We start from the raw sequence: 24393 nt of genomic DNA on the forward strand, positions 1-24393 counted from the left end.
CGGCGGACGGGTCAGCGGAGGTGGCTGGTGTCGTTGAGGAGGCGGAGGGACGCGTTGCCGTCGGTGTAGTACTGGACGGCGCAGAAGGAGGCGGCGGCGAGCTCCATCCGGTACAGCGAGTCGGGCGGGGCGCCGAGGGCCAGCCGGACCAGGGTCTTGATCGGGCTGACGTGGGAGACGACCAGCACGGTCTTGCCGGCGTAGCGGGCGAGGATCTTGTCGCGGGCGACGCCGGTCCGGTGGGTGAGGGTGGTGAAGGACTCGCCGCTGCCGGTGGGCTTGGCCTTGGCGGAGGCGAGCCAGGCGTCCAGGTCCGCCGGGTGGCGTTCCTGGACCTCGGCGAAGGTGAGGCCCTCCCAGGCGCCGAAGTCCAGCTCGCGCAGGCCCTCCTCGATCCGGACCTCCAGGCCGAGCCGCATCGCGACGGCCTCCGCGGTCTGCCGGGTGCGCCGCATCGGCGAGCTGACCACGGCCTGGACGGTGCCGCGGGCGGCGAGCGCCTCGGCGGCCCGTTCGGCCTGCCAGCGGCCGCGCTCGGAGAGCTCCGGGTCGCTGCCGCCGCTGCCGGAGAACCGCTTCTGCGGGGTGAGCGGGGTCTCGCCGTGGCGGAGCAGCACGAAGGTGGTGGGGGTGCCGAGGTCGGCGGGTGCTGCCCAGCCGGCCCTGGGCGGCGGGGTCTGGAGCGGCGGCTCCTCGACCGGGGCGGCCGCCACCGGTGCCGCGGCCTCGGGCCGCGTCCGGGGCTCCCACTGCGTGCCGGCCTTGCCGGCGTCCATGGCCTCGTTGGCCAGCCGGTCGGCTTCCTTGTTCCGCTCGCGCGGGATCCAGGTGTACGTGACCCGGCCGCGCGGGAGGACGGTACGGGCCTCCGCGGCGAGCGGCTGCATGTCCGGGTGCTTGATCTTCCAGCGCCCGGACATCTGCTCGACGACGAGCTTGGAGTCCATGCGGACGTCGACGGTGGCGTCCGGGTCGATTTCCCGGGCGGCCCTCAGGCCGGCGATCAGTCCGCGGTACTCGGCGACGTTGTTGGTGGCGCGGCCGATGTACTCGGCGGCCTCGGCCAGGATCTGACCGGTGTCGCCGTCCCGGACCACGGCGCCGTAGCCGGCCGGCCCCGGGTTGCCCCGGGAGCCGCCGTCGGCCTCGACGATGAACCTGGCCACCGGGTCAGACGCCCGACTCGCCCGTGCGGACCAGGATCCGGCCGCAGTTCTCGCAGCGGATCACCGCGTCCTTGGGCTCGGCCTTGATGGCGTTGAGGTCGGTGATGGAGAACTCGACCCGGCAGCCCTCGCAGCGGCGCTGGTACAGGCGGGCCGCGCCGACGCCGCCCTGCTGCTCGCGCAGGCGCAGGTAGAGCTTCATCAGGTCGGCCGGGATGACGGCGGCGATGGCCTCGCGGTCGCGCTTGACCTTGTCGGCGTCGGCGTCGAGCTCGGCGAAGGCGGCGTCGCGGCGGGCCTCGGCCTCGCGCAGGACGACGGTGGAGTGCTCCAGGCGGGCGCTGAGCTCGGTGACCCGGGTCTGGGCGGACTCCAGGCGCTCCATGACCTCCAGGACGACGTCCTCCAGGTCGGCCTGGCGCTTGGCCAGCGAGCCGACCTCGTGCTGGAGGTTCTCCAGGTCCTTGGGCGAGGTGACCGCGCCGGAGTCCATCCGCTGCTGGTTGCGGGCGGCGCGGGTGCGGACCTGCTCGACGTCCTGCTCGGCCTTGGTCTGCTCGCGCTCGGTGTCGCCGAGCTGGGCCTGGGCGGCGACGACCAGGTCCTTGAGGGCGGTGTGGTCGGCGGTGGCCTTCTCGATCTCGGCGTGCTCGGGCAGGGTGCGGCGCTTGTGGGCCAGCTGGTCCAGGCGGGAGTCGATGGCCTGCAGGTCCAGCAGGCGGATCTGGTCGGCGGGCGCGGCGTTCAAGCGGAGGGCTCCTGTGTCAATCGGTCAGGTTCGAGCGGTCAGGCGGGGTACGGCAGCGCGGGGTTGGGCATCGCGGCGTGGGCCGTCCAGGCGTCGGTGACCAGGGTGGAGACCCGGGTCTCCAGGGCCCAGCCCCGGGTGGCGGCCGCGGCGTCGAGGGCGCGGGCGGCCAGGGTGCACCAGGGCCACTCGGTGGCCCAGTGCGCGGCGTCGACGAGGGCGACCGGGGCCGCCTCGGTGGCCTCGGAGACCGGGTGGTGGCGCAGGTCGGCGGTGACGTAGGCGTCCACCCCGGCCGCGCGCGCCTCGGCGAGGAAGCTGTCGCCGGCGCCGCCGCAGACGGCGACGCGGCTGATCGGCCGGTCCGGGTCGCCGGCGACCCGGACGCCGGTGGCGGTGGCCGGGAGGCCCGCAGCGACCTGCGCGGCGAAGGCGGACAGCGGGACGGGGGCGTCCAGGACGCCGATCCGGCCGCTGCCCCGGCGGCCGGCCGGGTCGGTCGGGTCGGCGACCAGCGGGCCGGTGACCTTGAGGCCGATCGCCTCGGCGAGGGCGTCGGAGACGCCGGGGTCGGCGTGGTCGGCGTTGGTGTGCGCGACGTGCAGGGCGATGTCGTTCTTGATCAGGCCGTGCACCACCCGGCCCTTGAAGCCGGTGGCGGCGACGGTGGTGGTGCCCCGCAGGTAGAGGGGGTGGTGGGTGACCAGCAGGCCGGCGCCCCACTCGGCGGCCTCGTCGGCCACCGCCTGGACCGGGTCGACGGCGAACAGCACCCGCCCGACCTCGGCGTCCGGGTCGCCGCAGACCAGACCGACGGCGTCCCAGGACTCCGCCCACTGCGGTGGGTACAGCTCTTCGAGCACGGCGATGACGTCGGACAGTTTCGGCACCTGTCGAGACTACCGCGTGACGGGGACCCGCCCGTCCCGCCCGTCCGGGTGGGGGCCCGCACAGCTGCGCGTCAACCGGCGCGGACCGGCGGCCGGAAGGTCCCGGGGCGCGCGCGGATCGCGGCCCGTCCGGCGTGTCCGGCCCGCGATCCGGCGGCCGCCGGCAGGCGGAAACGAATCCGGATCACCCTTACGGGTGAAGTGACCCGCTCGACGTTGAGTCACACCCGCCTCGAAAGTAACTTCAGTGGTGCGAACGAGAGTTGCCACGGCCTCCGGCCGGGGCCGGGGGGTCGGAATTCGACTGTTCGGTCGAACCTCCGACGGGGAAACGGCCCGCGGCTCTCGTGACTTCCGCAGACCGACGGGACGGGCCGGGGCCCGTGGTGCCGAGCGCACGGGCACCACGGCGCCGGAGGACGAAGGGGTGTGAAGCAGATGGGGGCGGACACACCGCTGCGTCCGGCCGGGGGTCCCGGGACGGTCGACGACGGGCCGGGGCTGGACGGCACGTTGGTGGAGGTGGCACGGGCGGCCGTGGCCGGACGCCGGGCCCGGGGAGGCGAGGGTGGCTGGGGGGTCGCCGTCGAGGGGTTCTGGTGCACGGTCCGGCCGCCCGGGCCGGGCTTCCCCGAGCAGGGGTGGAAACTCCACGTCAGCGCGGCCTCCTCGGTGGCCGTCGAGGTCCTCGCCGCGGTGTCCGCCGCGATTTCCGAGGATCCCTGCGCATTCAAGTTCGCGGCCGACCGGGAAAAGCTCAGGGAACTCAATTCGCGGAACAGCGAACGCGGATCCTCCGGGAAATTCATCACCGTCTACCCGAGGGACGACGAGCAATTCCGCCGGCTCGCCGAGGAACTCCACCGCGCCACCCTCGGACTGCCCGGCCCTGCCGTGCTCTCCGACCTGCCGTACCGCCCGGGCAGCCGGGTCCACTACCGGTACGGCTCCTTCGCCGGCCGCGCCGAACTGGGCAACGACGGCGCGTACCGCTCGATGCTGCGCGGCCCGGACGGCAGCCGCGCCGAGGACGTCCGGGCCGGCGGCTACCGCTGCCCGCCGTGGGCGGTCGACCCCGTCGAGGGGAGGGGGTCGACCGGGCCGGGCCGCCCGTCCCGGCGGCCGGCGGGCGGCCGCGGCGGCGTGCTGCTGGGCGGACGGTACGCGCTCACCGCGGCCGTCCGGCACGGCAGCAAGGGCGGCGTCTTCACCGGGCGGGACACCGACACCGGCGCCGAGGTGGTGGTCAAACAGGCCCGCGCGCACATCGAGGTGGACCGCTCCGGGCTGGACGCCCGGGCGGCGCTCCGCCGCGAGGCCGCCCTCCTGGAGCGGCTCGGCCCGCTGGAGCTGACGCCGCGTCCGCTCGGCCTGGTCGAGGAGCAGGACTCGCTCTTCCTGGTGCAGGAACGGGTCCCGGGGCAGTCGCTCGGCAGCTGGGTGGCCGGGCGGCTGCGGCGGGACGGCACGCCGGACGTCCGCTGGGAGGAGGCCGGGCCGATGGCCCGCGCCCTGGTCGACCTGCTCGTCCGGGTGCACCGGCAGGGGCTGGTCCTGCGGGACCTCTCCCCCGGGAACGTCCTGGTCCGGCCGGACGGCACCCTCCGCCTGGTCGACCTCGAACTCGCCGTGGACGAGGGCGTCATCGCCGGCTCGGCCGGCACCCCCGGGTACCGCGCCCCCGAGCACACCGGCCCGCACCGCCTGGGCGCGGCCCGGCACAGCACCGACCTGTACGCGCTCGGCGGGCTGCTCTTCCTGCTGGCGACCGGGCACGATCCGCTGCTGCCCGAGGACCTGCCGCGGGCCCGGCCGGTCGAGGAGCGGCTCGGCCGCTGGCTCGCCCTCGCGGCCCGCCACGGCGAGACCGCCCGCCGCCTCACCCCCGCCGTCCTGGGCCTCCGCCACCACACCCCCACCCGCCGCTGGCCCCTCCCGCAGGTCACCGAAGCCCTCGGCCGGGACCCCGCACATGGGGGCACCTCCCGGCCGCCGGGCGAGGGGAGAACCACGCGCATCGGACGGGTCGACACCGCACCCGGAACCGAGCAGCCATACCCCGTCGCCCCGGACGCGGCGCCCCACCGCGGGAACGTGACGCACCTGCGCGGGGACCGGTCGCCCGGGCCGGGGCGGGTGGTGGACGACGGGCTGCGGTACGTCGCCGGGACGGCGATGGCCGGCCGGCGGGACCGGCTGTGGCCGACCGTTCCGGCCGGGCGGCTGACCGATCCGTGCAACGTGCAGTACGGCGCCGCCGGCGTGCTCGCCGTCCTGTCCCGCGCCGCCACCACCCCCGCCCTGCCGGACGCCCTCCGCCTGCGCTCCGCCGAGACCGCCCGGACGGCCGCCGCGTGGATCGAGCACCGCTGCGCGGCGGAGCCCGTCCTCCTCCCCGGCCTGCACTTCGGCCGTTCCGGTACCGCGTGGTCGCTGCTGGACGCCGCCGAGGCGGTCGGCGACCGTGCCGCCGCCGCGCGGGCGGTCGACCTGGCACGCCGGATCGAGGTGGTCTGGCCGAACCCGGACGTCTGCCACGGGTCCGCCGGGGCCGGGTTCCTGCAGCTGCGGGTGCACGCCTCCACCGGCGACCCCGCGTTCCTGGACCGCGCGGCCCGGTGCGCCGAGGGGCTGCTGGCGGCGGCCCGGCGCGAGCCGTACGGGCTGGTGTGGCCGGTGCCGGGGGACTTCGACTCGGCGCTGGCGGGCGCGGTGCAGCTCGGGTACGCGCACGGCGTGGCCGGGGTCGGGGCGTTCCTGCTGGCCGCGGGCACGGCCACCGGCCGGACGGGGTTCCTGGACGGGGCCCGGGAGGCGGCGGGGACGCTGGCGGCGACGGTCCGCCGGTCCGGTCCGGCGGCGTGGTGGCCGCAGAGCGCGGGCGACCGGGAGGCGGAGCGGCTGGCGCACTGGTGCAACGGCTCCTCCGGGGCGGGGTCCTTCCTGGTCCGGCTCTGGCGGGCGACCGGGGACGAGGCGGCGTACCGGCTGGCGGTGGCCGCCGGGCGGGCCGTCCTGGACGGGCGGTGGCAGGGCGGGGTGTCGGCCTGCCACGGGCTGGCCGGGAACGGCGAGTTCCTGCTCGACCTGCACCAGGCCACCGGGGAGGAGCAGTTCCGGCGCGGCGCCGAGGAGTTGGCGGAGCTGATCACCGCCAGGGCGGCGCTGCGGGACGGCCTGTGGGTGCTCCCCGACGAGACCGGTACCGGCTGCACGCCCGCGTACGGCACCGGCACGACGGGCCCGCTGGCGTTCCTGCTCCGGCTCGCCCACGGCGGCCCCCGGATCTGGGTCGACCCGCAGCCCCTCCCCACGACCGCGCCCCGGCACCGGCCCGGCACCGCCCTCGCGGAGCCCCCCGCATGACCGTTCCCCGCATGACCGCCGGCCCGGGGCGGTGGGTGCCGTGAGCACCACCGCCCGTACCTCCGAGGCGCTCCGCCGGCTGGGCTTCACCTTCGCCGCCGACGGCTCGCACGCCGCCTGCCTGGCCGCCGGCGCCGACGGCGTCTGGTACGTGGAGAGTTGGCGGCTGCCCGAGGTGGGTCCGGCGGAGCCCACCGCGCTGCCGCCGTCGGGCGGGCGCGCGGAAAGCCTGCAGTCCCAGCTGGTCCCCCTGCCGGACGGCCGGGTGCTGGTCTGCCGGCACGAGGGCGACCTGCACACCCTGGTGCTGGCCTCCGCCGCGGGCGAGCGGCCGCTGGCCGCGCTGCGGTTGCCCGGGTTGCGGCTGCTGCCGCTCCCCGGGCCCGCCCCGGCCTCCGGGGCGGCCGACGGCCTGCCGGTCGCGGTCGCGCTCGGGACGGACGCCCGTCCGGCGACCACCGTGTGGCTGGTCGCGCCGGACGGGTCCGAGCCCCGGCAGATCGCCGAACTGCCGGGGCTCCACGGCGGCGGGGTGTGGCTGGACCGGGTCGGCCGGCTGCTCGCCCTGGACCGGGTGGCGGACGGCGTGGTCAAGTCCGTGGTGCTCGACCTCGACCTGGGCCGGACCACGCCGCTGCTGGAGATCGGCGAGCGGAGCAACGACCGGCTGGTGCTGTTCGACCCGGACACCCGGCTCGGCATGGTGCGCAGCGACGCGCCCGGCACGGACCGGCTGGGCTGGGGCGTGCTGGGCGGCAGCGAGCCGGTGCGCTTCCCGGAGTGCCTGCACGTGCCGGGGACGGTGCTGCGGCCGATCGCGCTGGGGCCGGGCCACGGTGGCGGCGTCGGTGGGCCGATCGGGCAGGTGGCGCTGCAGATCGACCGCGGCGCGGCCTCCTCGCTGGCCCTCTGGCCGGTCGGCGCGTCCCGGCTGGATCCGCTGCCGGTGCCGCCGGGGCGGTTCGGCGGGGTGGGGACGTGGTCGGCGGGCGGACTGCGGATGCCGTACTCGGCACCGGACCGGCCGGCCGGGATGGCGACCCTGGACGTGGACGAGCTGCTCGGCTGCGGCCCGGCCGCCGCGCCGTCGGCGGTCCCGCTGCCGCTGCGGCTGGCGCCGCTGGCGGGCGGGCCCGGGCCGGCCGCGCCGCCCCGGGAGGCACCGGTGCCGTGGGCCGGCTCGGTCCGCGCGCCGCGGGTGAACCCGCCGGGCTGGCGGCTGGACGGCAGCGCCGGGCCCGGCGACGGCGGGCGGTGGCAGCCGGCGCAGAGCCTGGAGCTGGCCGGGCCGGCCGGACCGATCGAGGCGGTGGTGTACGGCGGGGACGCGTGGCTGAGCGGCCCGCACCTGGTGCTGGCCCTGCACGGCGGGCCGGCGGACGCGTGGCGGCTGGAGTTCGATCCGGCGTTGCAGCGGATGGCCGCGGACGGGCTGGCGGTGCTGGCGCCCAACCAGCGGGGTTCCACCGGGTACGGGCCCGAGTACGCGATGGCGGTCCGCGGCGCGTGGGGCGGTCCGGACCTGGAGGACGTCCTGGCGCTGCTGGACGGGGTGGCCGGGCAGCGGGCGGCGCTCGGACTGGAGCCGCCGGCGCTGTTCGGGGTGAGCTACGGCGCGTTCCTGGCCCTGCTCGCCGCGGCCCACGCGCCGGCGGGGCAGGTCTCCCGGTGCGCGGTGGTGGCCCCCTTCCTGTCCGGCCCGAGGCTGTTCGCCGAGGGGGCGCCGGCCGTCCGGGCGCTGGCCGGGCGGCTCGGCGGCGACCTGCCGGTCGACGACGCGCGCGGGCCCCGGGACGTCCTCCACCTGGCGGACCGGCTGAGGGCGCCGCTGCTGGTGCTGCACGGGGACCGGGACGAGGCGGTGCCGGTGGGCCAGTCGCGGGCGCTGCGGCAGGAGCTGCTGAGACTCGGGCGGGTCGAGGGGGCCGATTTCCGGTATGTGGAGGCGGCCGGGGCCGGGCACGAACTGCTGGCCGAGGCGGGCGGAGCGGTCCTGCACGAACTGCTCTCCGGATTCCTGCGCACCGGGCGCCCGGCGTAGCGCCCCTCGCGCGCGCCCCCCGGATGGGCCCGGCGTGCTGCTTCCCGCGCCCCCTGGGTCGGCTTTTCGCACTGTTCGCCGCGGGTAGGCTCCTGTTCGATCACCAGCCGATCCGCACGGAGAAGACGAAACCTGATGTCCGAGACCCTCCACGACACCACCGAGCACGACCACGCAGCGCACGGCGCCGACGAGGCCGCCGCAGAGGGCGCCGCACACGGTCGGCACCGGGGTCTGACCGCAGCCGACGACCGCGCCGACGCCGACCCGCACGGCCGCCACCGTCGCTGAGCACCCGTCAGTGGTCGCGGGGCCCGCGGCACCGGAGGATCCCGGTGCCGCGGGCCTTCGCACGTCCGGGGGCCGGTCGTGCGGGGCCTCGGGTCGGAGGGGTCAGTCGAGGGTGAGGACCGTCCGCAGCGCCTCGCCGCCGCGCATCTGGGCGATCGCCTCGTTGACGCCCTCCAGCGGCAGCCGGTGAGTGATCATGCCGGCCAGGTCGAGCCGGCCCGCGCGCCAGAGCCGGACGGCCTGCTCCGCGGTGCGGCGGACGTCGCCGCCGCCGTACATCGAGGGCAGCAGGCGCTTCTCGTTGAAGAACAGCTCGGCCATGCTGAACCCGACGGTGTCCTCCTTGGCGCCGGCGCCGATCACCACCACCGCGCCGCCGCGCCGGGTCGCGTCGTACGCCGCCCGGACGGTGGCCGAGCGGCCGACCGCCTCGAAGACGTAGTCGAACCCGCCGGCCTGCTGGCTGCGGGCGGCGGCCTTGAGCTCCTCGGGGGCGAGGGCGTCGGTGGCGCCGAAGGCCAGGGCCCGCTGACGGCGGGACTCCACCGGGTCGACCACGGCGATCCGGGCCGCCCCGCACACCCGGGCGCCCTGGACGGCGGCGATGCCGACGCCGCCGGCGCCGATCACGGCCACCGACGAGCCGGGCTCCACCCGCGCGGTGTTCACGGCCGCGCCGAGGCCGGTGGTGACGCCGCAGCCGATCAGCGCGGCCAGCTCGTACGGGAGGTCGGCCGGCACCGGCAGCACGGCGTCGGCGGCGACCACGGCCTCCTCGGCGAAGGTGCCGGTGCTGTAGAACCCGTACGCGTCGGTGCCGGCGCCGAACCGGAAGGTGGGGGTGGAGAGCCGGCGGATGCTGGCCACGCACAGGTGGGTCTGGCCGCCGCGGCAGAGCGCGCACCGGCCGCAGGGCGGCATCCAGCAGAGCACCACCCGGTCGCCGGGGGCGACGCCGGTGACTCCCTCGCCGACCTCGACCACCTCGCCGGCGCCCTCGTGGCCGGGCACGAAGGGGGCGGGCTGGGGGAGGATCCCGGCCATCGCGGACAGGTCGGAGTGGCACAGCGAGGTGGCGTGCAGCCGGACCCGGACCTTGCCCGGGCCGAAGCCGACCGCCTCGACGTCGTCCCGGACTTCCAGCTTGTCCTGGCCGGTCTCGTGCAGGATCGCTGCGCGCATGGTCTGCTCCCGGGTGAGCGGGCCGCGGGGCCCGACGAGGGTCGTGTAGAACGCGTTCCAGTGCCGCGCTCATGTATAGCGCATGCGCCGGACCCCGAGAACCCGCCCTCCGCCGAGGAGCGAGGCCGTCGGCGGGCGGGCCTCTACCGTCGAGTAGGGTCCATCCACCGAATCCGCCCGCCCGAGCAGGGAGCAGCACCATGACCGACCTTCGCGACGGAGTCCGCCCGGCGCCCGAGGTGCTCGCGGCGTTCGAGGCGGCGACCGGGTTCATGCCGGCCGACGAGGGCCTCGCGCTGTACGCGGCGGCGGTGGAGGCCGCCGGGCGGACCGGGCTGCCGGTACTGGAGATCGGCACCTACTGCGGCCGCTCGGCGATCCTGCTCGCCGACGCCGCGCGGGCGACCGGGACGGTGGCGCTGACGGTGGACCACCACCGCGGCTCGGAGGAGCAGCAGCCCGGCTGGGAGTACCACGACACCACCCTGGTCGACCCGGAGGTCGGCCTGATGGACACCCTGCCGCGGTTCCGCCGGACGCTGCACTCGGCCGGTCTGGAGGACCACGTGATCGCCCTGGTCGGCCGGTCGCCGCAGGTGGCGGCGGTGTGGGGCGGCCGGCTGGCGCTGGTGTTCATCGACGGCGGGCACACCGACGAGCACGCCACCGGCGACTACGAGGGCTGGGTGCCGCACCTGGACGCGGACGGCCTGCTGGTGATCCACGACGTCTTCCCCGACCCGGCCGACGGCGGCCAGGCACCGTACCGGGTCTACCTGCGGGCACTCGCCGAGGGCTTCGAGGAGGTCTCGGTGACGGGCTCGCTGCGGGTGCTGCGCCGCGTGGCCGGCTGATCGGGCGGACCGATCGGGCTCCTGACCCGACGGGCTCGGCGGACCTCCGGCGGGCGCCTTTCCCGATGCTCTAACGTCGTCCCCCGGGGTGCCGCTCCACGGGCCGCCGCGGCCGTCCGGCCGCGCGGGAGCGCCGGGCACCGCCGTGGATCGGCCCGTGGCGGGCCGGTACGGTATCGGCGGCGAACGAACGGCCGGGGCACCACCGGACCAGGGTCAGCGGGGGCGAGGGCAGGGGCATGACGGACCAGAACAACACCGCACCGGCGGTCTGGGATCCGACCGCGCGGGGCGGCGCGGGCGGCTGGGTACGCCGGAAGCCCGCCGACGGCCCGGCGGCGCCGCCCGCGCCCCAGGCCGCTCCCGCCGCGGCTCCCCCCGGGCCGCCGGGCTTCCCCCCGCCCGCGCCGGTCTCCACGCCGCAGCAGGCGCCGGGCGGCGGGCAGCCGGCCCGGCCCGCCGCCACCGCGGCCTTCCCCCCGGTACCGGGGAGCACCCCCGCGCCGCTGCCGCAGGCCGTCCAGTCGCCGGCCCCGCTGCCGCCGCTCGCCCAGCAGCCGGGCGGCGCCTTCCCGGGCGCCGGCGTCCCGGGCGCACCGGGTCCGCACGCCGGGCCGGGTGCGCCCGTCGCGCCGCCGTTCGGCCAGGAGGCCGACGCCACCCAGCGCCTCCCCCTCCAGCCCGGTACCGGCGCACCGCCCACCGCCCCGCCGCCGTTCGGCGCGTCACCCGGCGGCCCGTCCTTCCCGGCACAGCCGGGCGCCGCCCCCGGCTTCCCGCCCTTCGAGCAGCAGCCGGGCTTCCCGCCGCAGGGCTTCGACCAGCGCGGACCTGCCCCGCAGGGCCCCGGCCGGCAGCCGTTCGACCAGCAGGCCTTCGAGCAGCCCGGCTTCGGCCGGCAGCCCTCCCAGCCCGGCTTCCCGCCGCCCGCGCAGGCCGGCTACGACCAGCCCGGTTTCGACCGCCCAGGCTTCGACCGGCCGGGTCCCGAGTACGAGATCGGGTACGAGGAGGAGCGCCCGCGCAGCCGGACCCCGCTGCTCGCCGCGGTGGGCGGCGTGCTGGTGCTGGTGATCGGCGTGGGCGCGTTCTGGGCGGTGCGCAACAGCGACGACGACGGCAAGAAGCCCGCCGTCGCCGCCAAGTCCGCCCAGCCCGCCCCGGTGCCCGGCACGGGGGGTGACGCGGGCGGCGGGACGGCCCCCAGCAGCGCCCCCTCCACCGCCGCCCCCTCGCCGACCGCCCCGGACGCCGCCGGGCCGAAGGCCGCCGAGCAGGCGAAGGCGTTCGACGGGCTGCTCGCCCGCGGCGAGAACGCCAAGGCGCCGATCGGCAGCGCGGTGGCCAAGGTGCGCAGCTGCCCGGCCAAGGCGGAGATCGACGGCGCGGTGGAGGTGTTCGAGACCGGGGCGAAGCAGCGGGACGAGCTGATCGCCGACCTGGCCAAGCTGGAGCTGACCGACCTGCCGGGCGGCGCCGAGGCGGCGCAGACCCTGAAGACCGCCTGGCAGCAGTCGGGCGACATCGACCGGGCGTACGCGGCCTGGGCCCGGACCGTGGGCAGCCAGGGCTGCGCCAACAACGCGGCGCCCAACACGGCCGACCTCAAGCGCGCCAACGACCTCAACCCGCAGGCCACCCAGTCGAAGAAGGACTTCGTGGCCAAGTGGAACTCGATCGCCGGCGTGTACACCCTGACGCCGCGTACCTGGGACAGGATCTGACAGCACCCGTGACCGGCACCACCAGCGACACCCCCGCGTTCCCCGAGCCCCCGCGCCGCCCGGCCCGTACCCGGGTCGTGATCGCCGCCGCGCTCGTCCTGCCGCTCGGCCTGGCCGGGTGGTTCGGCTGGCGGGCCGTGTCCGGCGGCAGCGGCCCGGACGCCCGGACGCCCGCCCCGACGGCGTCCACCGCGTCCAGGGACTCCCTGATCACCGACGCGAACTCCGACCCGCTGGGCACCTCCCCCGCCCCGTCGGGCACCGCCGCGCCCAGCCCGTCCGCCGGTACCGGAGGCGCCGCGCCGGCCGCCTCGAACCAGCTGGCCGGGCGGACCGTGCTGCTCGACCCGGGGCACAACAGCGGCAACGCCCAGCACACCAAGGAGATCGGCCGCCAGGTGGACATCGGCAACGCCCGCAAGGAGTGCGACGCCACCGGAACGTCCACCAACGCGGGCTACTCCGAGGCCGAGTACACCCTGGACGTGGTCCGGCGGGCGCGGGCGATCCTGCAGTCCCGCGGCGCCCGAGTGGTGCTCACCCAGGACGGCGACCGGCCCTGGGGGCCGTGCATCGACGAGCGGGCCCGGATCGGCAACGACGCCAGGGCCGACGCCGCGGTGTCGGTGCACGGCGACGGCGCGCCGGCGGGCGCCACCGGATTCCACGTGATCATGCCGGCCCGGGTGACCGCCGGACTCGCCGACACCTCGAAGATCGTCGAGCCCTCGCAGCGGCTCGGCCTGCTGCTGCGCGACCGCTTCAAGGAGGCCACCGGCGAGCCCTTCGCCGACTACATCGGGAAGCAGGGCCTGGACACCCGCAGCGACCTCGGCGGACTGAACCTGTCGAAGGTGCCCAAGGTGTTCATCGAGTGCGGCAACATGAGGAATGCCGACGACGCCCGGCGGATGACCGACGCCGAGTGGCGCCAGCGCGCCGCCCTGGGAATCGCCGACGCCCTGACCGCTTTCCTGACGACCTGACGGGCGCCACGACCCGTTTTACGGAGGGTGCTGTGCACTGCGCAGGGGCTTGGCCCTAGGCTTTTGCCCCGTTCGGTCTTCACGGTCCGACCCGGCCGGCCGGACACCACCCGCCGTCCACGACCCACCAACGAGGGGAACGTTTGTGAATCTGCGCGCTCTCACCAGGGGAGACGCCGCCGTCGCAGGGGCGGCCCTTCTGCTCATCGTCTTCTCCTTCCTCCCCTTCTACGAGGCCAACTCCTCGCTGGGCAGGGACTGCGAGAAGGAGTGCTCGTTCAACGTGTGGCACGGCGGCTTCCTGTCGATCCTCGCCACCGTCTTCCTCACCGGCCTGATCAGCGCCGCGCTGATCCTGCTCGCCCGCTTCCAGGGCGAGGCCGCCGAGACCCGCCTGATCGCGGGCCTGAAGCTGCGTCAGTGGGGCACCGCGCTCGCCCTCTTCGCCGCCTGGTCCGGCCTGTGGGCGCTGTTCACCAACGGCGGCGGCTACATCGCCGCCACCAAGTCCAGCGGCAAGATCGACCCGTCCGACTTCATCCAGCACGCGTTCGGCTCGTACCTGACGTTCGTCGCCGTCCTGGTGCTGGCCGGTGCGGCGATCGCCACCCCGCTGGTGCCGGCGCTGCAGGCGCCGCTGCTGAGCGACAAGCCTGCCGCCCCGCAGGGCTACGCCCCGTACCCGGGTGCCCCGGGCGTCCCCGGTCAGCCGGGTCAGCCCGGTCAGCCGGGCCAGTACGGCTACCCGGGTGCTCCGGCGGGCCAGGTCGACCCGGCCGCGCAGGGCGGCTTCGCCGCTCCCACCGCGGGCGGCTACGGCTACCCGGCTCCCGCCCAGCACGAGCAGGTGCAGGTCGCCCCGGCGCCGGTGCCGCACCCGGCGCCCGCCCCGGCCGCCGCGTTCGCGCCGTTCTGGTTCGCCGTGCCGGCCGTCCGTCAGCTCGCCAACAAGGACAACCCGGCGGCTCCGCCGGTCGGTGAGCTGGTGCCCGGCACCTGGTACCTGGCGGTCGAGCAGCGCGGCGCCGCCCTGGTCGCCCAGCTGCCCGACGGCACCCACGGCCTCCTCACCGACGCCTCGGGCATCCAGCGCGGCTGACCCACCCCACCCCGACGGGCCCCGGACCCCTCCGGGGCCCGTCGCCGTTTCACGGGCACCTCGAACGCCCCCCGCCAGGGGCGCGTGGGGGCACCTCCCGGCCGAAGGCTGGGGGAGAACTGCGCGACCAGCCACCCACGACCCGCACGGATACACCCGGGCACCACGCGCGGCGTGCGGAGCACCCGTACGCGCTCGGAAAACCACTGGGGCGCGGGGAACTGCGCGAGACGGAGGTGACGGCGTCGTAGCCTTCCGATTCGCGCAGTTCCCCGCGCCCCTTGTGGTTACCCGTTTACGCCACGGGACCCTCAGCAGCAGTCGTTGACCAGCAGCCCCGCCGGCAGGTGCTCCCCGCCGAAGACGGCGACGGTGGCGGGGTCGCCGCCGAGGGCGGCGACGGCGAGGAGGAGGGCCCCCGCCGTCCAGGTGGTTCGCTCCTCGGGCCAGATGGCGTCGTCCTCGAAGACGTACCCGGTCCAGTAGGAGCCGTCGGTGTGCCGCAGGTGCTGGATCCAGCGGAGGATCTCCACCGCCCGGTCCGACTGCCCGACCGCCCAGAGGGCGAGCGCGAGCTCCGCGCTCTCCCCGCCGGTGACCCACGGCCGGTCGCTGACGCACCGGACCCCCAGCCCCGGCACCACGAACCGGTCCCAGTCCCGCGCGATCCGCTCCTCGGCGGCGTCGCCCCGCAGCGCGGTCCCCAGCACCGGGTAGTACCAGTCCATCGAGTAGCGGTCCTTGTCGAGGAACCGCTCGGGGTGGCGGGCGATGGCGTGCCGGAGCCGGCCGGCGGCGAGCTCCCAGTCGGGCTGGGGCTCCTCCAGGTAGTCGGCGATCGCGAGGCCGCAGCGCAGGGCGTGCAGGATCGAGGAGGAGCCGGTGAGGAGGGCCTCCTGCGGTGCGGTGCCGTCCGCGTCCTGGCGCCAGGCGATCGGGCCGTCCGGGAGGCGCAGGCCGACGGTGAAGTCGAGGGCCCGCCGGACCACCGGCCAGAGGTACTCCAGGAAGGCGTCGTCGCCGGTGGAGAGGTGGTGGTGCCAGGCGCCGACGGCGATGTACGCGCAGAAGTTGGTCTCCTTCGACGCGTTGGTGACCTCGCCGTCGGGGCCGCCGTGGCCGTAGGAGTAGGCGGCGTACCAGGAGCCGTCGGCGTTCTGGCGGTCCGCCAGCCAGCGGTAGGCGGCCTCGGCGGCGGCGTGCTCGCCCGCGGTGTCGAGGGCCATCGCGGCCTCGGTGTGGTCCCAGGGGTCGAGGTGGCCGCCGTGGAACCACGGGACGGCCCCGTCGGGCTGCTGGTCGGCGAGGATGGACCGCACGGTGGCGGCCGCCTGCTCGGCGTCCAGGACGCCGTCCAGCAGCAGGACCTCCGGAACGGCCGCCGTCATGCCTCGGTCCGCCGCGGCTTGGAGGCGTACACCACGAAGCTCTTGCCGATGACCGGGTTGAGGGCCTTCTCGGCGGCCTTGGTGATCGTGCTGATCACCGGGGTGCCGACGATGTCCCAGACCAGCAGCTGGTGGTACGCGCGCACCGGCAGCGCCTTGTCGTTGTTGACGCCCATCGCGCACTTGATCCACCAGTACGGGGAGTGCAGCGCGTGCGCGTGGTGGGTGCCGTACGGCTCCAGGCCGGACTCGCGGACCTTCTCGACCAGCTCGTCGCCGCGGTAGATCCGGATGTGGCCGCCCTCGACCTCGTGGTACTCGTCGGAGAGCGCCCAGCAGATCTTCTCCGGCAGGTAGCGCGGCACGGTGACGGCGAGCAGCCCGCCGGGCTTGAGCACGCGGACCATCTCGGCGAGCACGCCCTTGTCGTCCGGGATGTGCTCCATCACCTCGGAGATGATGATCTTGTCGAAGGTGTCGTCCTCGAACGGCAGGTTGAGGGCGTCGCCCTCCATCGCGACCGCGGAGGCGCCGGCCGGGGCCTCGCCGGCCTGCTCCATCGCCGCGAACCACTTGCGGACCTCGGCTATCTCGTCACCGTTGCGGTCCAGGGCGACGACGTTGGCGCCGCGCCGGTAGCACTCGAACGCATGCCGGCCCCCGCCGCAGCCCAGGTCGAGCACCCGGTCGCCTGGGGCGAGCGGGAAGCGGGAGAAATCGACGGTCAGCACTGCGGGGCTCCCATTCGTTGGTGCAGTGGTCCTGCGGGACGGTGATGCCTTGGTCCTGCGGGGATGTGGCGGTCCTTCAGGCGACGTAGCGCCAGCCGGGGCCGGAGCGGGCGCGCTGCCCGGCGCCGGTGGCTATCGCGGCCCGGTAGCGGTCGGCGGTCAGCTCGGCGGCCCGCTGCCAGGTGAAGTTCGCCAGGACGCGGTCCCGGCCGGCGGCGCCCAGCCGGGCGCGCAGCACGGGGTCGTCCAGCAGCCGGCCGAGGGCGGCGGCGAGGGCGCCGGCGTCGCCGGGCGGCACCGCCAGGCAGGTCTCGCCGTCCGGGCCGGCCACCTCGGGGATGGCGCCGCCGGTGGTGGCGACCAGCGGGGTGCCGGTGGCCATCGCCTCGGCGGCGGGCAGCGAGAAGCCCTCGTACAGCGAGGGCACGCAGGCCACCTCGGCCGAGCGGTACAGGTCGACCAGCTCGGCGTCGGTCAGGCCGGTGCGGAACTCGATGTGCCCCTCCAGGCCGAACCGGCGCACCGCCTCGGTCACCGGGCCGTCCTCGCGCTGCGGCTTTCCGACCACCACCAGGTGCGCCTCCCGCTCGGTGCGGACCTTGGCGAGCGCCTCGACCAGGTACACCAGGCCCTTGAGCGGCACGTCCGCGCTGGAGGTGGTGACGATCCGTCCGGGCACCACCGGGATCTCGGCGGAGGGCGACCAGAGCCGGGTGTCGGCGCCGATCGGCACCACCGAGACGGCGCCGGGAGCGGCGCCGAGGTGCTCGGCGATCTCGGCCTTGGAGGTGCCGGAGACGGTGATGATGTGCTCCAGCTTCCGGGTGACCCGCTTCTGCATCCGGGTGAACGCGTACCAGCGGCGCTTGCCGAGCCGCTCCAGCCGGGTGGTCGCGGCCTCCAGCTCCAGCCGGCGGTCCACGGTGATCGGGTGGTGCACGGTGGTGACCAGCGGGAAGCCGAACCGCTCCAGGCCCAGCAGGCCGTACCCGAGGGTCTGGTTGTCGTGCACCACGTCGTACCGGCCCTTGCGGCGGGCCAGGTACTGGCGGGCGCGGAGCGAGAAGGTGAGCGGCTCGGGGAAGCCGCCGGTGCGCATGGTGGCGAACTCCAGCACGTCCACCAGGCCGCGGAACTCCCCGGCGGCGGGGGTGCGGAAGGGGTCGTCCGAGCGGTACAGGTCCAGGCTGGGCAGCTCCACCAGCCGGACCGAGCCCGGGCCCTCGACCTCGTCCAGCACCGGGTACGGCTGCGAGCCGATCACGTCCACGTGGTGGCCCAGCCGGGCGAGCTCGCGGGACAGGTGCCGGACGTACACGCCCTGGCCGCCGCAGAACGGGTCCCCGCGGTAGGACAGCAGGGCGATCCGCAGCGGGCGGTGCGTCGCGGTCATCCTGGGCCCCTTATCCCCACTCACCGGGATGGGCACGGCCGGTAGAGTGGATCACGTTTCATGCTGGTGCGGAGCTCATCGTTGGGCAAGTGAACAATGAGAGACCTCGAAGATACCGGCCCGTAGCTTCCCCATCTGAGCCAGGGCGGGTGATTCACGCCACGCTGGACCTCCCTGTCCACCGCTTCCGCCTGGGGGCTGCGATGACCACGACCACCGCGCCGGGCGGGCTGCTCACACCGGGTCAGGCCGAGCGGCGCCGGCGGATCCTGCGGGCCTCCACCGCGCTGGCCGCACGCGGCGGCTACGAGGCGGTCCAGATGCGGGAGGTGGCCGAGGGCGCGCAGGTCGCGCTGGGCACGCTGTACCGGTACTTCCCCTCCAAGGTGCACCTGCTGGTCGCGGTGATGCAGGAACAGCTGATCCAGTTGCACGAGCAGGTCCGGCGGCACGCGCCGGCCGGGGAGGACCCGGCGGCCCGGGTCGCGGAGACGCTGACCACCGCCTTCCACGCGCTGCAGCGGGAGCCGCGGCTGGCCGAGGCGATGGTCCGGGCGCTCTCCTTCGCCGACCGCTCGGTGAGCAGCGAGGTGGACGAGGTGGCCGGGCTGACCTCCGCCATCGTCCTGGAGGCGGCCGCCCTGCCCGCTCCCCCCACCGCGGAGCAGCAGGCCGCCCTGCGGGTGATCGGCCACACCTGGCACTCCACCCTGCTCTCCTGGCTGGGCGGCCGCGCCTCCCTCGCCGAGGTCCGGGCCGACCTCCACACCGCCGCCCGCCTCCTCACCGCCGGCTAGCCCGAGCCCCGAGTGGAACGTGTTCTCACAGGCCGGGGCCCCCGGCCGGGTCGCCGCCCGTTAGAGTCGTGGGGCTCGACCCCCGGGTCCTCCCGGCGGTCCGGTCCGTGACCGCTCAGAAAGGCACCCCGCCCACCATGCTGACCTCCGCCCGCGCGGCCGCCGCCGCCCTGGCCGGCCTGCTGCTCGCCGGTACCGTCTGCGCCCCGGCGCTGGCCGACGAGACCACCCCCGCCGCAACGGCCTCCCCCTCCCCCGCCCCCACCGCCCCGGCCGCCCTGTTCGGCAAGGGCGACCCGCAGTACGACGGCGTGTGGCGGCAGTCGCTGGCGCTGACCGCGCTGGCGCGGCACCAGGCGAAGCCGGCCGAGTCCGCGGTGGCGTGGCTGACCGCCCAGCAGTGCACGGACGGCGGCTGGCCCTCGTTCCGGGCGGATGCGTCGGTGGCCTGCGACCCCAAGAAGGAGGACAGCAACGCCACCGCGGTGGCCGTCCAGGCGCTGGTCGCGCTCGGCGGGCACCAGGAGCGGGTGGGCAAGGCGGTCCGGTGGCTGAAGGAGGTCCAGAACGCGGACGGCAGCTGGGCGTTCAACCCGGGCGACCCCGGGGACGCGAACTCCACCGGTCTCGCGGTGGACGCGCTGCTCGCCGCCGGCACCGACCCGGCGCAGGTGGCGCGGGGCGGGCGGAACGCCTACGACGCGCTGAGCTCGTTCCAGCTGGGCTGCGCCTCGGCGCCGGAGAAGCGCGGCGCGTTCGCGTACCAGCCGGAGCCGGACGGGTCGCTGAAGGCCAACATGCAGGCGACCGCCCCGGCCGCGTTCGCCGCCGCGGGCGGCCGGCTGCCGCTGGGCGCGCCGGCCGCCGCCAAGGGTGCCCCGGCGCAGGCGCCCGCCTGCGCGGAGGGCTCCTCGGACCGGACCGTCCCGCACGCCGACTCGGCCGAGGCGGGCGCCGCGTACCTGGCCGCCCAGCTGGGCGCGGGCGGCGGCCACCTCGTCCTGGACACCCCGGGGGCCACCCCGGGTCCGGACTTCAACTCCACCGCCTGGGCCGCGCTGGCGCTGATCCAGGCCGGGCACGCCGACCAGGCCGCGCCCGCCGTGGGGTTCCTGACCGCCAACGGCCGCGGCTGGGCCGCCGGCCCGGAGGGCACCAACGTGGCCGCGGCCGCCACCCTGCTGCTGGTGGCGGACGCCACCGGCCAGGACCCGAAGAACGTCGGCGGCACCGACCTGGTCGGCCTGCTCGCCGCGGCCGGACCCGACAGCTCCTCGGCGGCCGCGGTCGCCCCGGCGAAGAAGAAGGGCGGCCCGTCCACCCTGTGGGTGGTCGGTGTCGGCCTGCTCATCGGTGTCGGCGGCGGCCTGCTGCTCAGCCTGCAGCGCAACCGCCGGAGCCCGGGCGCGTGAGGGCGGCGATCCGCCGGGCGGCGGCCCTGCTGCTCGCCGCCGCCCTGGCCGGGCTGCTGGCGGCCGCCCCGGCGCAGGCCGCCGGGTACCGGTACTGGTCGTTCTGGAAGTGGTCCGGCGGCTCCTGGTCGTACCAGCAGGTGGGTCCGGCGGTGGCCGTGCCGGCGGACGGCGCGGTGGACGGCTGGCGGTTCGCGGTGAGCCCGGACGGCGGGAAGGACGCGGCCGTGCCCGGCGGGGCCGGCGAGTTCGCCGCGCTCTGCGCCGGGACGCCGGCCGAGGAGGGCCGCAAGCGGGTCGGGGTGGTGCTGGACTTCGGCACCGCCGGCGACTCCGCCTCCGGTGAGACCCCGCCCGCCCCGCGCTCGGCCTGCGCCAGCGTGCCGGCGGCGGCCACCTCCGCGGAGGTACTGGCCGCGGTCGCCCCGCCGCTGCGCTACGACGGCGGCGGGATGCTGTGCGCGATCGCCGGCTACCCGCGGGCGGGCTGCGGCGAGCAGCTCGGCTCGGGTCCGGCGGCCCCCGCGCCCGCCGAGGACGACGGCCCGGACCTCGGCCTGCTGGCCGGCGGCGCCCTGGTCGCCCTGATCGCCGCCGGGGCCGTCCGGCAGGCCCGCCGCCGGCGCTGACGGGACCCGCCGTGCCCCGTACCGCCGATCCCGCCCGCCCCCGCACCGCCGCTGGAACACGTTCCACCACGGGCCCGCGCCACCTGCACCCGGGGGCGTGGTGGCTGTGGGCCCTCGGGCTGGCCGCGGCCGCCTCCCGCACCACCGACCCGCTGCTGCTCCTGCTGGTGTGCGCGGTCGCCGGGTACGTGGTCGCGGCCCGCCGCGGTGACGCGCCCTGGGCCCGCTCCTGGGGTGCCTTCCTCCGGCTGGGCCTGGTGGTGCTGGGCATCCGGCTGCTGTTCGCCGTCCTGCTCGGCTCGCCCGTCCCGGGCACCCATGTGCTCGCCACCCTGCCGCAGGTGCCGCTGCCCGACTGGGCGCAGGGCGTCCGGATCGGCGGCACGGTGACCGCGGAGGGCCTGCTGTTCGCCCTGTACGAGGGGATGAAGCTGGCCGCCCTGCTGCTCTGCCTGGGCGCCGCGAACGCCCTCGCCTCCCCGGCCCGGCTGCTGCGCTGCCTGCCCGGAGCGCTGTACGAGGTGGCGGTGGCCGCGGTGGTGGCGATGACCTTCGCCCCGAACCTGGTGGCGGACGTCCGGCGGCTGCGGGCCGCCCGTCGGCTGCGGGGCCGTCCCGAGCGCGGGGTCCGCGCCGTGCTGAGCGTCGGACTGCCCGTCCTGGAAGGGGCGTTGGAGCGTTCGGTGGCGCTGGCCGCGGCGATGGACACCCGCGGCTTCGGCCGGAGGGCGCCCGTCCCGCCGCGGACCGCCCGGGCCACTGCGGTGCTCACCCTGCTGGGCCTGCTGCTGACCGCCACCGCCGTGTTCGGGCTGCTCGCCCCGGGCGGCCACCCGTGGGCGCCGGTGCTGCTGCCGGCCGGTGCGGCGGCGCTGGGCGGCGGCCTGGCGCTCGGCGGACGGCGGACGGTCAGGACCCGGTACCGCCCGGACCCGTGGGCGTCGGCCGAGTGGCTGACCGCGGGGTCGGGGCTGGCCGCCGGCCTCCTGGTGGTGTGGTTCGCCGCCCGGCACCCCGGCGCGCTCGACCCCTCGCTGGTGCCGCTCGCCGCCCCCGCGCTGCCGCTGGCCCCCGCCACGGCGGTGCTGCTGGGCCTGCTGCCCGCCCTCGTCGCCCCCAACCCGCCCAGGAGCAGCCGGTGATCACCTTCGAGCAGGTCCGGGTCCAGTACGCCGACGCCGACCGGCCGGTGCTGGACGGGGTGGACCTCACCGTGCCGGAGGGCGAGCTCTGCCTGCTGGTCGGCCCGTCCGGCTCCGGCAAGTCCACCCTGCTGGGCTGTGTCAGCGGGCTCGTCCCGCACTTCACCGGCGGCACCCTGGCCGGCCGGGTGACCGTGGACGGCCGGGACACCCGTACCCACCGCCCGCGCGACCTCGCCGACCTGGTCGGCTACGTCGGCCAGGACCCGCTGGCGCACTTCGTCGCCGACACCGTCGAGGACGAACTCGCCTACGGCATGGAGTCCCTGGGCCTGCCGCCGGAGGTGATGCGGCGCCGGGTGGAGGAGACCCTGGACCTGCTGGGCCTGACCGAGCTGCGCGACCGCGCGCCCGGCTCGCTCTCCGGCGGGCAGCGGCAGCGGGTGGCGATCGGCTCGGTGCTGGCCGTCCACCCGAAGGTGCTGGTGCTGGACGAGCCCACCTCCGCGCTCGACCCGGGCGCCGCCGAGGAGGTGCTGGCCGTCCTGCAGCGGCTGGTGCACGACCTCGGGACGACCGTGCTGCTGGCCGAGCACCGGCTGGAGCGGGTGGTGCAGTACGCGGACCGGGTGCTGCTGCTGCCCGGCGAGGGGCGGCCGCCGGTGCTCGGCGAGCCCGCCGAGGTGATGGCCCAATCCCCCGTGCACCCGCCGGTGGTGGCGCTCGGCCGGGCCGCGGGCTGGTCCCCGCTGCCGCTGTCGGTCCGCGACGCCCGCCGCCGGGCGGCCCCGCTGCGGGCCCGGCTGGAGGGCCGGACCCCGCCGGCCCGGGCGGCGGCCGACGGCGCTCCGGTGGCCGAGGCGGCCGCGCTGGCCGTCCGGCGCGGGCCGGTGGCCGCCCTGCGCGGGGTGGACCTGGTGCTGCGGGCGGGCGGGATCACCGCGCTGATGGGCCGCAACGGCGCCGGGAAGTCCACCCTGCTCGGCGCCCTGACCGGGCTGCACAAGCCGTCCGCCGGCCGGGTGGACCTGGCCGGGCTGACCCCGCACCGGGCCCGCCCGGCGGAGCTGGTCCGCCGGGTCGGCCTGGTCCCGCAGGACCCGCGCGACCTGCTGCTCGCCGAGACCGTCGCGCAGGAGTGCGCCGCCGCCGACCGGGACGCCGGCGCCGAACCCGGGCGCTGCCGCGCGGTGCTGGACCGGCTGCTGCCCGGCATCGACGGCCGGCTCCACCCGCGGGACCTCTCCGAGGGGCAGCGCCTCGGTCTGGCCCTGGCCGTCGTGCTGGCCTGTGAACCGCCCCTGCTGCTGCTCGACGAGCCCACCCGGGGTCTGGACTACGCGGCCAAGGCCCGGCTGGTCACCGCGCTGCGGGCGCTGGCCGCCTACGGGCACGCGGTGCTGCTGGCCACCCACGACGTCGAGCTGGCGGCCGAACTCGCCGACCGGACGGTCATCCTGGCCGAGGGCGAGATCGTCGCGGACGGCCCGACCGCCGAGGTGGTGCTCGCCTCCCCGGCGTTCGCCCCGCAGGTGGCGAAGATCCTCGCCCCGTTCCTGACCCCCGGCCAGGTCGCCGCCGCCCTGGAGGAATCGTGAGCGCCGCCCGGACCACCCTGACCCGGCCCGTCCTGACCCGGCCCGTCCCGCTTGGCCGGCGGTCGGCGGCCGCGCTCGGGCTGGTCTCGGTGATCGGCGCCGGGGCGTTCGGCTGGCCGCTGTTCGCGGCGCCCGGTTCCGACCTGGCCGGCCACTCCGCGGACGCGCCGTGGCTGTTCGCCCTGCTGCTGCCGCTGCTGCTGGCCGTGGTGGTCGCCCAGATCGCCGAGGGCCGGACGGCGGGCGGCGGCTCCGCGGGCCTGGACGCCAAGGCGGTGGCCATGCTCGGGGTGCTCGCCGCGGCCGGGGCCGCGCTGCGGCCGCTGGGCGCGGGCACGGCCGGTCTGGAGCCGATGTTCTTCCTGATGGTGCTCGCCGGACGGGCGCTCGGACCCGGCTTCGGGTTCGTCCTCGGCGCGCTCACCCTGTTCTCCTCCGGCCTGCTCACCGGCGGGGTCGGCCCCTGGCTGCCGTTCCAGATGCTCGCCATGGGCTGGGTCTGCCTCGGCGCCGGCCTGCTGCCGGGCGCGGCCCGGCTCCGCGGACGGGCCGAGGCCGCCCTGCTCGCCGGGTACGGGGCGGTGGCCTCGGTGGCGTACGGCACCGTGATGAACCTGCAGGGCTGGCCGTACCTGGCCGGCACCAGCAGTTCGGTCTCGTTCGTCCCCGGCGACCCGCTCGGCGCCAACCTGGCCCGGTTCGCCGCCTACTGCCTGACCACCTCCCTCGGCTGGGACCTCCCCCGCGCGGCTCTCACCGCCGTCCTCTGCCTCACCGCCGGCCCGGCCGTCCTGCGTGCCCTGCGCCGCGCCACCCGCCGCGCCGCCTTCACCGCCCCGGCCGCCTTCCACGACACCCCCCGACCCGGGTCCCCCGACGCCCCCTGACCCGGGCCCGGACGCAGAACGCCCCCGGCGCGGGCCGGGGGCGGGGGTTCAGCGGGGGTTCGGCGCGGG

The 24393-nt window shown here is 76.7% G+C and carries 20 protein-coding genes; 13 read left to right on the forward strand and 7 right to left on the reverse strand.

Features of this window, described 5'->3' with window-relative positions; genetic code table 11:
- Positions 1-11 precede the first annotated feature (11 nt).
- From ABWK59_RS10870 to ABWK59_RS10880, 3 genes are read right to left on the reverse strand one after another with little or no spacing between them, the layout of a single operon-like run.
- Positions 12-1166 (reverse strand): bifunctional RNase H/acid phosphatase, encoded by a 1155-nt coding sequence (locus ABWK59_RS10870; RefSeq protein WP_354640018.1) that lies wholly within the window; start codon positions 1164-1166, stop codon positions 12-14.
- 4 nt (positions 1167-1170) lie between these two features.
- Positions 1171-1914 (reverse strand): zinc ribbon domain-containing protein, encoded by a 744-nt coding sequence (locus ABWK59_RS10875; RefSeq protein WP_354640020.1) that lies wholly within the window; start codon positions 1912-1914, stop codon positions 1171-1173.
- A gap of 38 nt (positions 1915-1952) precedes the next feature.
- Positions 1953-2804 (reverse strand): Nif3-like dinuclear metal center hexameric protein, encoded by an 852-nt coding sequence (locus ABWK59_RS10880; protein ID WP_354640021.1) that lies wholly within the window; start codon positions 2802-2804, stop codon positions 1953-1955.
- A 438-nt stretch (positions 2805-3242) separates the two neighbouring features.
- Between ABWK59_RS10880 and lanL the strand changes: the two genes are divergently transcribed.
- From lanL to ABWK59_RS10895, 3 genes are all read left to right on the forward strand, one after another.
- On the forward strand, positions 3243-6170 hold the full coding sequence (lanL, locus tag ABWK59_RS10885; RefSeq protein WP_354644908.1) for a class IV lanthionine synthetase LanL: 2928 nt from the start codon (positions 3243-3245) through the stop codon (positions 6168-6170).
- 40 nt (positions 6171-6210) lie between these two features.
- On the forward strand, positions 6211-8211 hold the full coding sequence (locus ABWK59_RS10890) for an alpha/beta hydrolase family protein (RefSeq protein WP_354640023.1): 2001 nt from the start codon (positions 6211-6213) through the stop codon (positions 8209-8211).
- Positions 8212-8346: 135 nt separating this feature from the next.
- Positions 8347-8502 carry a hypothetical protein gene (locus ABWK59_RS10895; RefSeq protein WP_354640025.1) on the forward strand — a complete coding sequence of 52 codons (156 nt, stop codon included), beginning with the start codon at positions 8347-8349 and terminating at the stop codon, positions 8500-8502.
- Between the two features lie 102 nt (positions 8503-8604).
- On the opposite strand, the gene ABWK59_RS10900 is transcribed toward ABWK59_RS10895, so the two are convergent.
- Positions 8605-9684, reverse strand: a complete 1080-nt coding sequence (locus ABWK59_RS10900; protein WP_354640026.1) for an alcohol dehydrogenase catalytic domain-containing protein — start codon at positions 9682-9684, stop codon at positions 8605-8607.
- Between the two features lie 200 nt (positions 9685-9884).
- Between ABWK59_RS10900 and ABWK59_RS10905 the strand changes: the two genes are divergently transcribed.
- From ABWK59_RS10905 to ABWK59_RS10920, 4 genes are all read left to right on the forward strand, one after another.
- Entirely contained in the window at positions 9885-10538 is a 654-nt protein-coding gene (locus tag ABWK59_RS10905) for a class I SAM-dependent methyltransferase (protein ID WP_354640027.1), read from the forward strand.
- 239 nt (positions 10539-10777) lie between these two features.
- Positions 10778-12262 carry a hypothetical protein gene (locus ABWK59_RS10910; protein WP_354640028.1) on the forward strand — a complete coding sequence of 495 codons (1485 nt, stop codon included), beginning with the start codon at positions 10778-10780 and terminating at the stop codon, positions 12260-12262.
- Positions 12263-12270: 8 nt separating this feature from the next.
- Entirely contained in the window at positions 12271-13248 is a 978-nt protein-coding gene (locus tag ABWK59_RS10915; RefSeq protein ID WP_354640031.1) for an N-acetylmuramoyl-L-alanine amidase, read from the forward strand.
- Positions 13249-13393: 145 nt separating this feature from the next.
- Positions 13394-14347, forward strand: coding sequence for a hypothetical protein (locus ABWK59_RS10920; RefSeq protein ID WP_354640033.1), 954 nt, complete (start codon positions 13394-13396; stop codon positions 14345-14347).
- Between the two features lie 311 nt (positions 14348-14658).
- Here ABWK59_RS10920 and ABWK59_RS10925 read toward each other — a convergent pair whose 3' ends face one another.
- From ABWK59_RS10925 to ABWK59_RS10935, 3 genes are all read right to left on the reverse strand, one after another.
- Positions 14659-15735 carry a prenyltransferase gene (locus tag ABWK59_RS10925; protein ID WP_354640035.1) on the reverse strand — a complete coding sequence of 359 codons (1077 nt, stop codon included), beginning with the start codon at positions 15733-15735 and terminating at the stop codon, positions 14659-14661.
- On the reverse strand, positions 15732-16466 hold the full coding sequence (locus ABWK59_RS10930) for a class I SAM-dependent methyltransferase (RefSeq protein ID WP_354640037.1): 735 nt from the start codon (positions 16464-16466) through the stop codon (positions 15732-15734). Before ABWK59_RS10930 ends, ABWK59_RS10925 begins: the two co-directional genes overlap by 4 nt.
- Positions 16467-16542: 76 nt before the next feature.
- Positions 16543-17859, reverse strand: a complete 1317-nt coding sequence (locus ABWK59_RS10935) for a glycosyltransferase family 4 protein (RefSeq protein ID WP_354640039.1) — start codon at positions 17857-17859, stop codon at positions 16543-16545.
- A 203-nt stretch (positions 17860-18062) separates the two neighbouring features.
- On the opposite strand from ABWK59_RS10935, the gene ABWK59_RS10940 reads away from it, so the two are divergent.
- The 6 genes from ABWK59_RS10940 to ABWK59_RS10965 all read left to right on the forward strand — a co-directional run bounded on the left by ABWK59_RS10940 (position 18063) and on the right by ABWK59_RS10965 (position 24324).
- The gene (locus tag ABWK59_RS10940) at positions 18063-18656 is read left to right on the forward strand and encodes a TetR family transcriptional regulator (RefSeq protein WP_354640040.1); all 594 of its coding nucleotides are present in this window, start codon (positions 18063-18065) and stop codon (positions 18654-18656) included.
- Positions 18657-18763: 107 nt separating this feature from the next.
- Complete coding sequence (locus tag ABWK59_RS10945) at positions 18764-20068, forward strand: prenyltransferase/squalene oxidase repeat-containing protein (RefSeq protein WP_354640041.1); 1305 nt, start codon at positions 18764-18766, stop codon at positions 20066-20068.
- Positions 20065-20697 carry an SCO2322 family protein gene (locus ABWK59_RS10950; protein ID WP_354640043.1) on the forward strand — a complete coding sequence of 211 codons (633 nt, stop codon included), beginning with the start codon at positions 20065-20067 and terminating at the stop codon, positions 20695-20697. The genes ABWK59_RS10945 and ABWK59_RS10950 overlap by 4 nt, the downstream gene beginning before the upstream one ends.
- An 11-nt stretch (positions 20698-20708) precedes the next feature.
- Entirely contained in the window at positions 20709-21839 is a 1131-nt protein-coding gene (locus tag ABWK59_RS10955; RefSeq protein WP_420492763.1) for a CbiQ family ECF transporter T component, read from the forward strand.
- A complete protein-coding gene (locus tag ABWK59_RS10960) occupies positions 21836-23437 on the forward strand; it encodes an ABC transporter ATP-binding protein (RefSeq protein ID WP_354640045.1) in 1602 nt (533 codons plus the stop codon). Before ABWK59_RS10955 ends, ABWK59_RS10960 begins: the two co-directional genes overlap by 4 nt.
- Positions 23431-24324 (forward strand): ECF transporter S component, encoded by an 894-nt coding sequence (locus tag ABWK59_RS10965; RefSeq protein WP_354644910.1) that lies wholly within the window; start codon positions 23431-23433, stop codon positions 24322-24324. Before ABWK59_RS10960 ends, ABWK59_RS10965 begins: the two co-directional genes overlap by 7 nt.
- Positions 24325-24393 lie beyond the last annotated feature (69 nt).

The organism is Kitasatospora sp. HUAS MG31, assembly GCF_040571325.1.
GTDB lineage: Bacteria > Actinomycetota > Actinomycetes > Streptomycetales > Streptomycetaceae > Kitasatospora > Kitasatospora camelliae.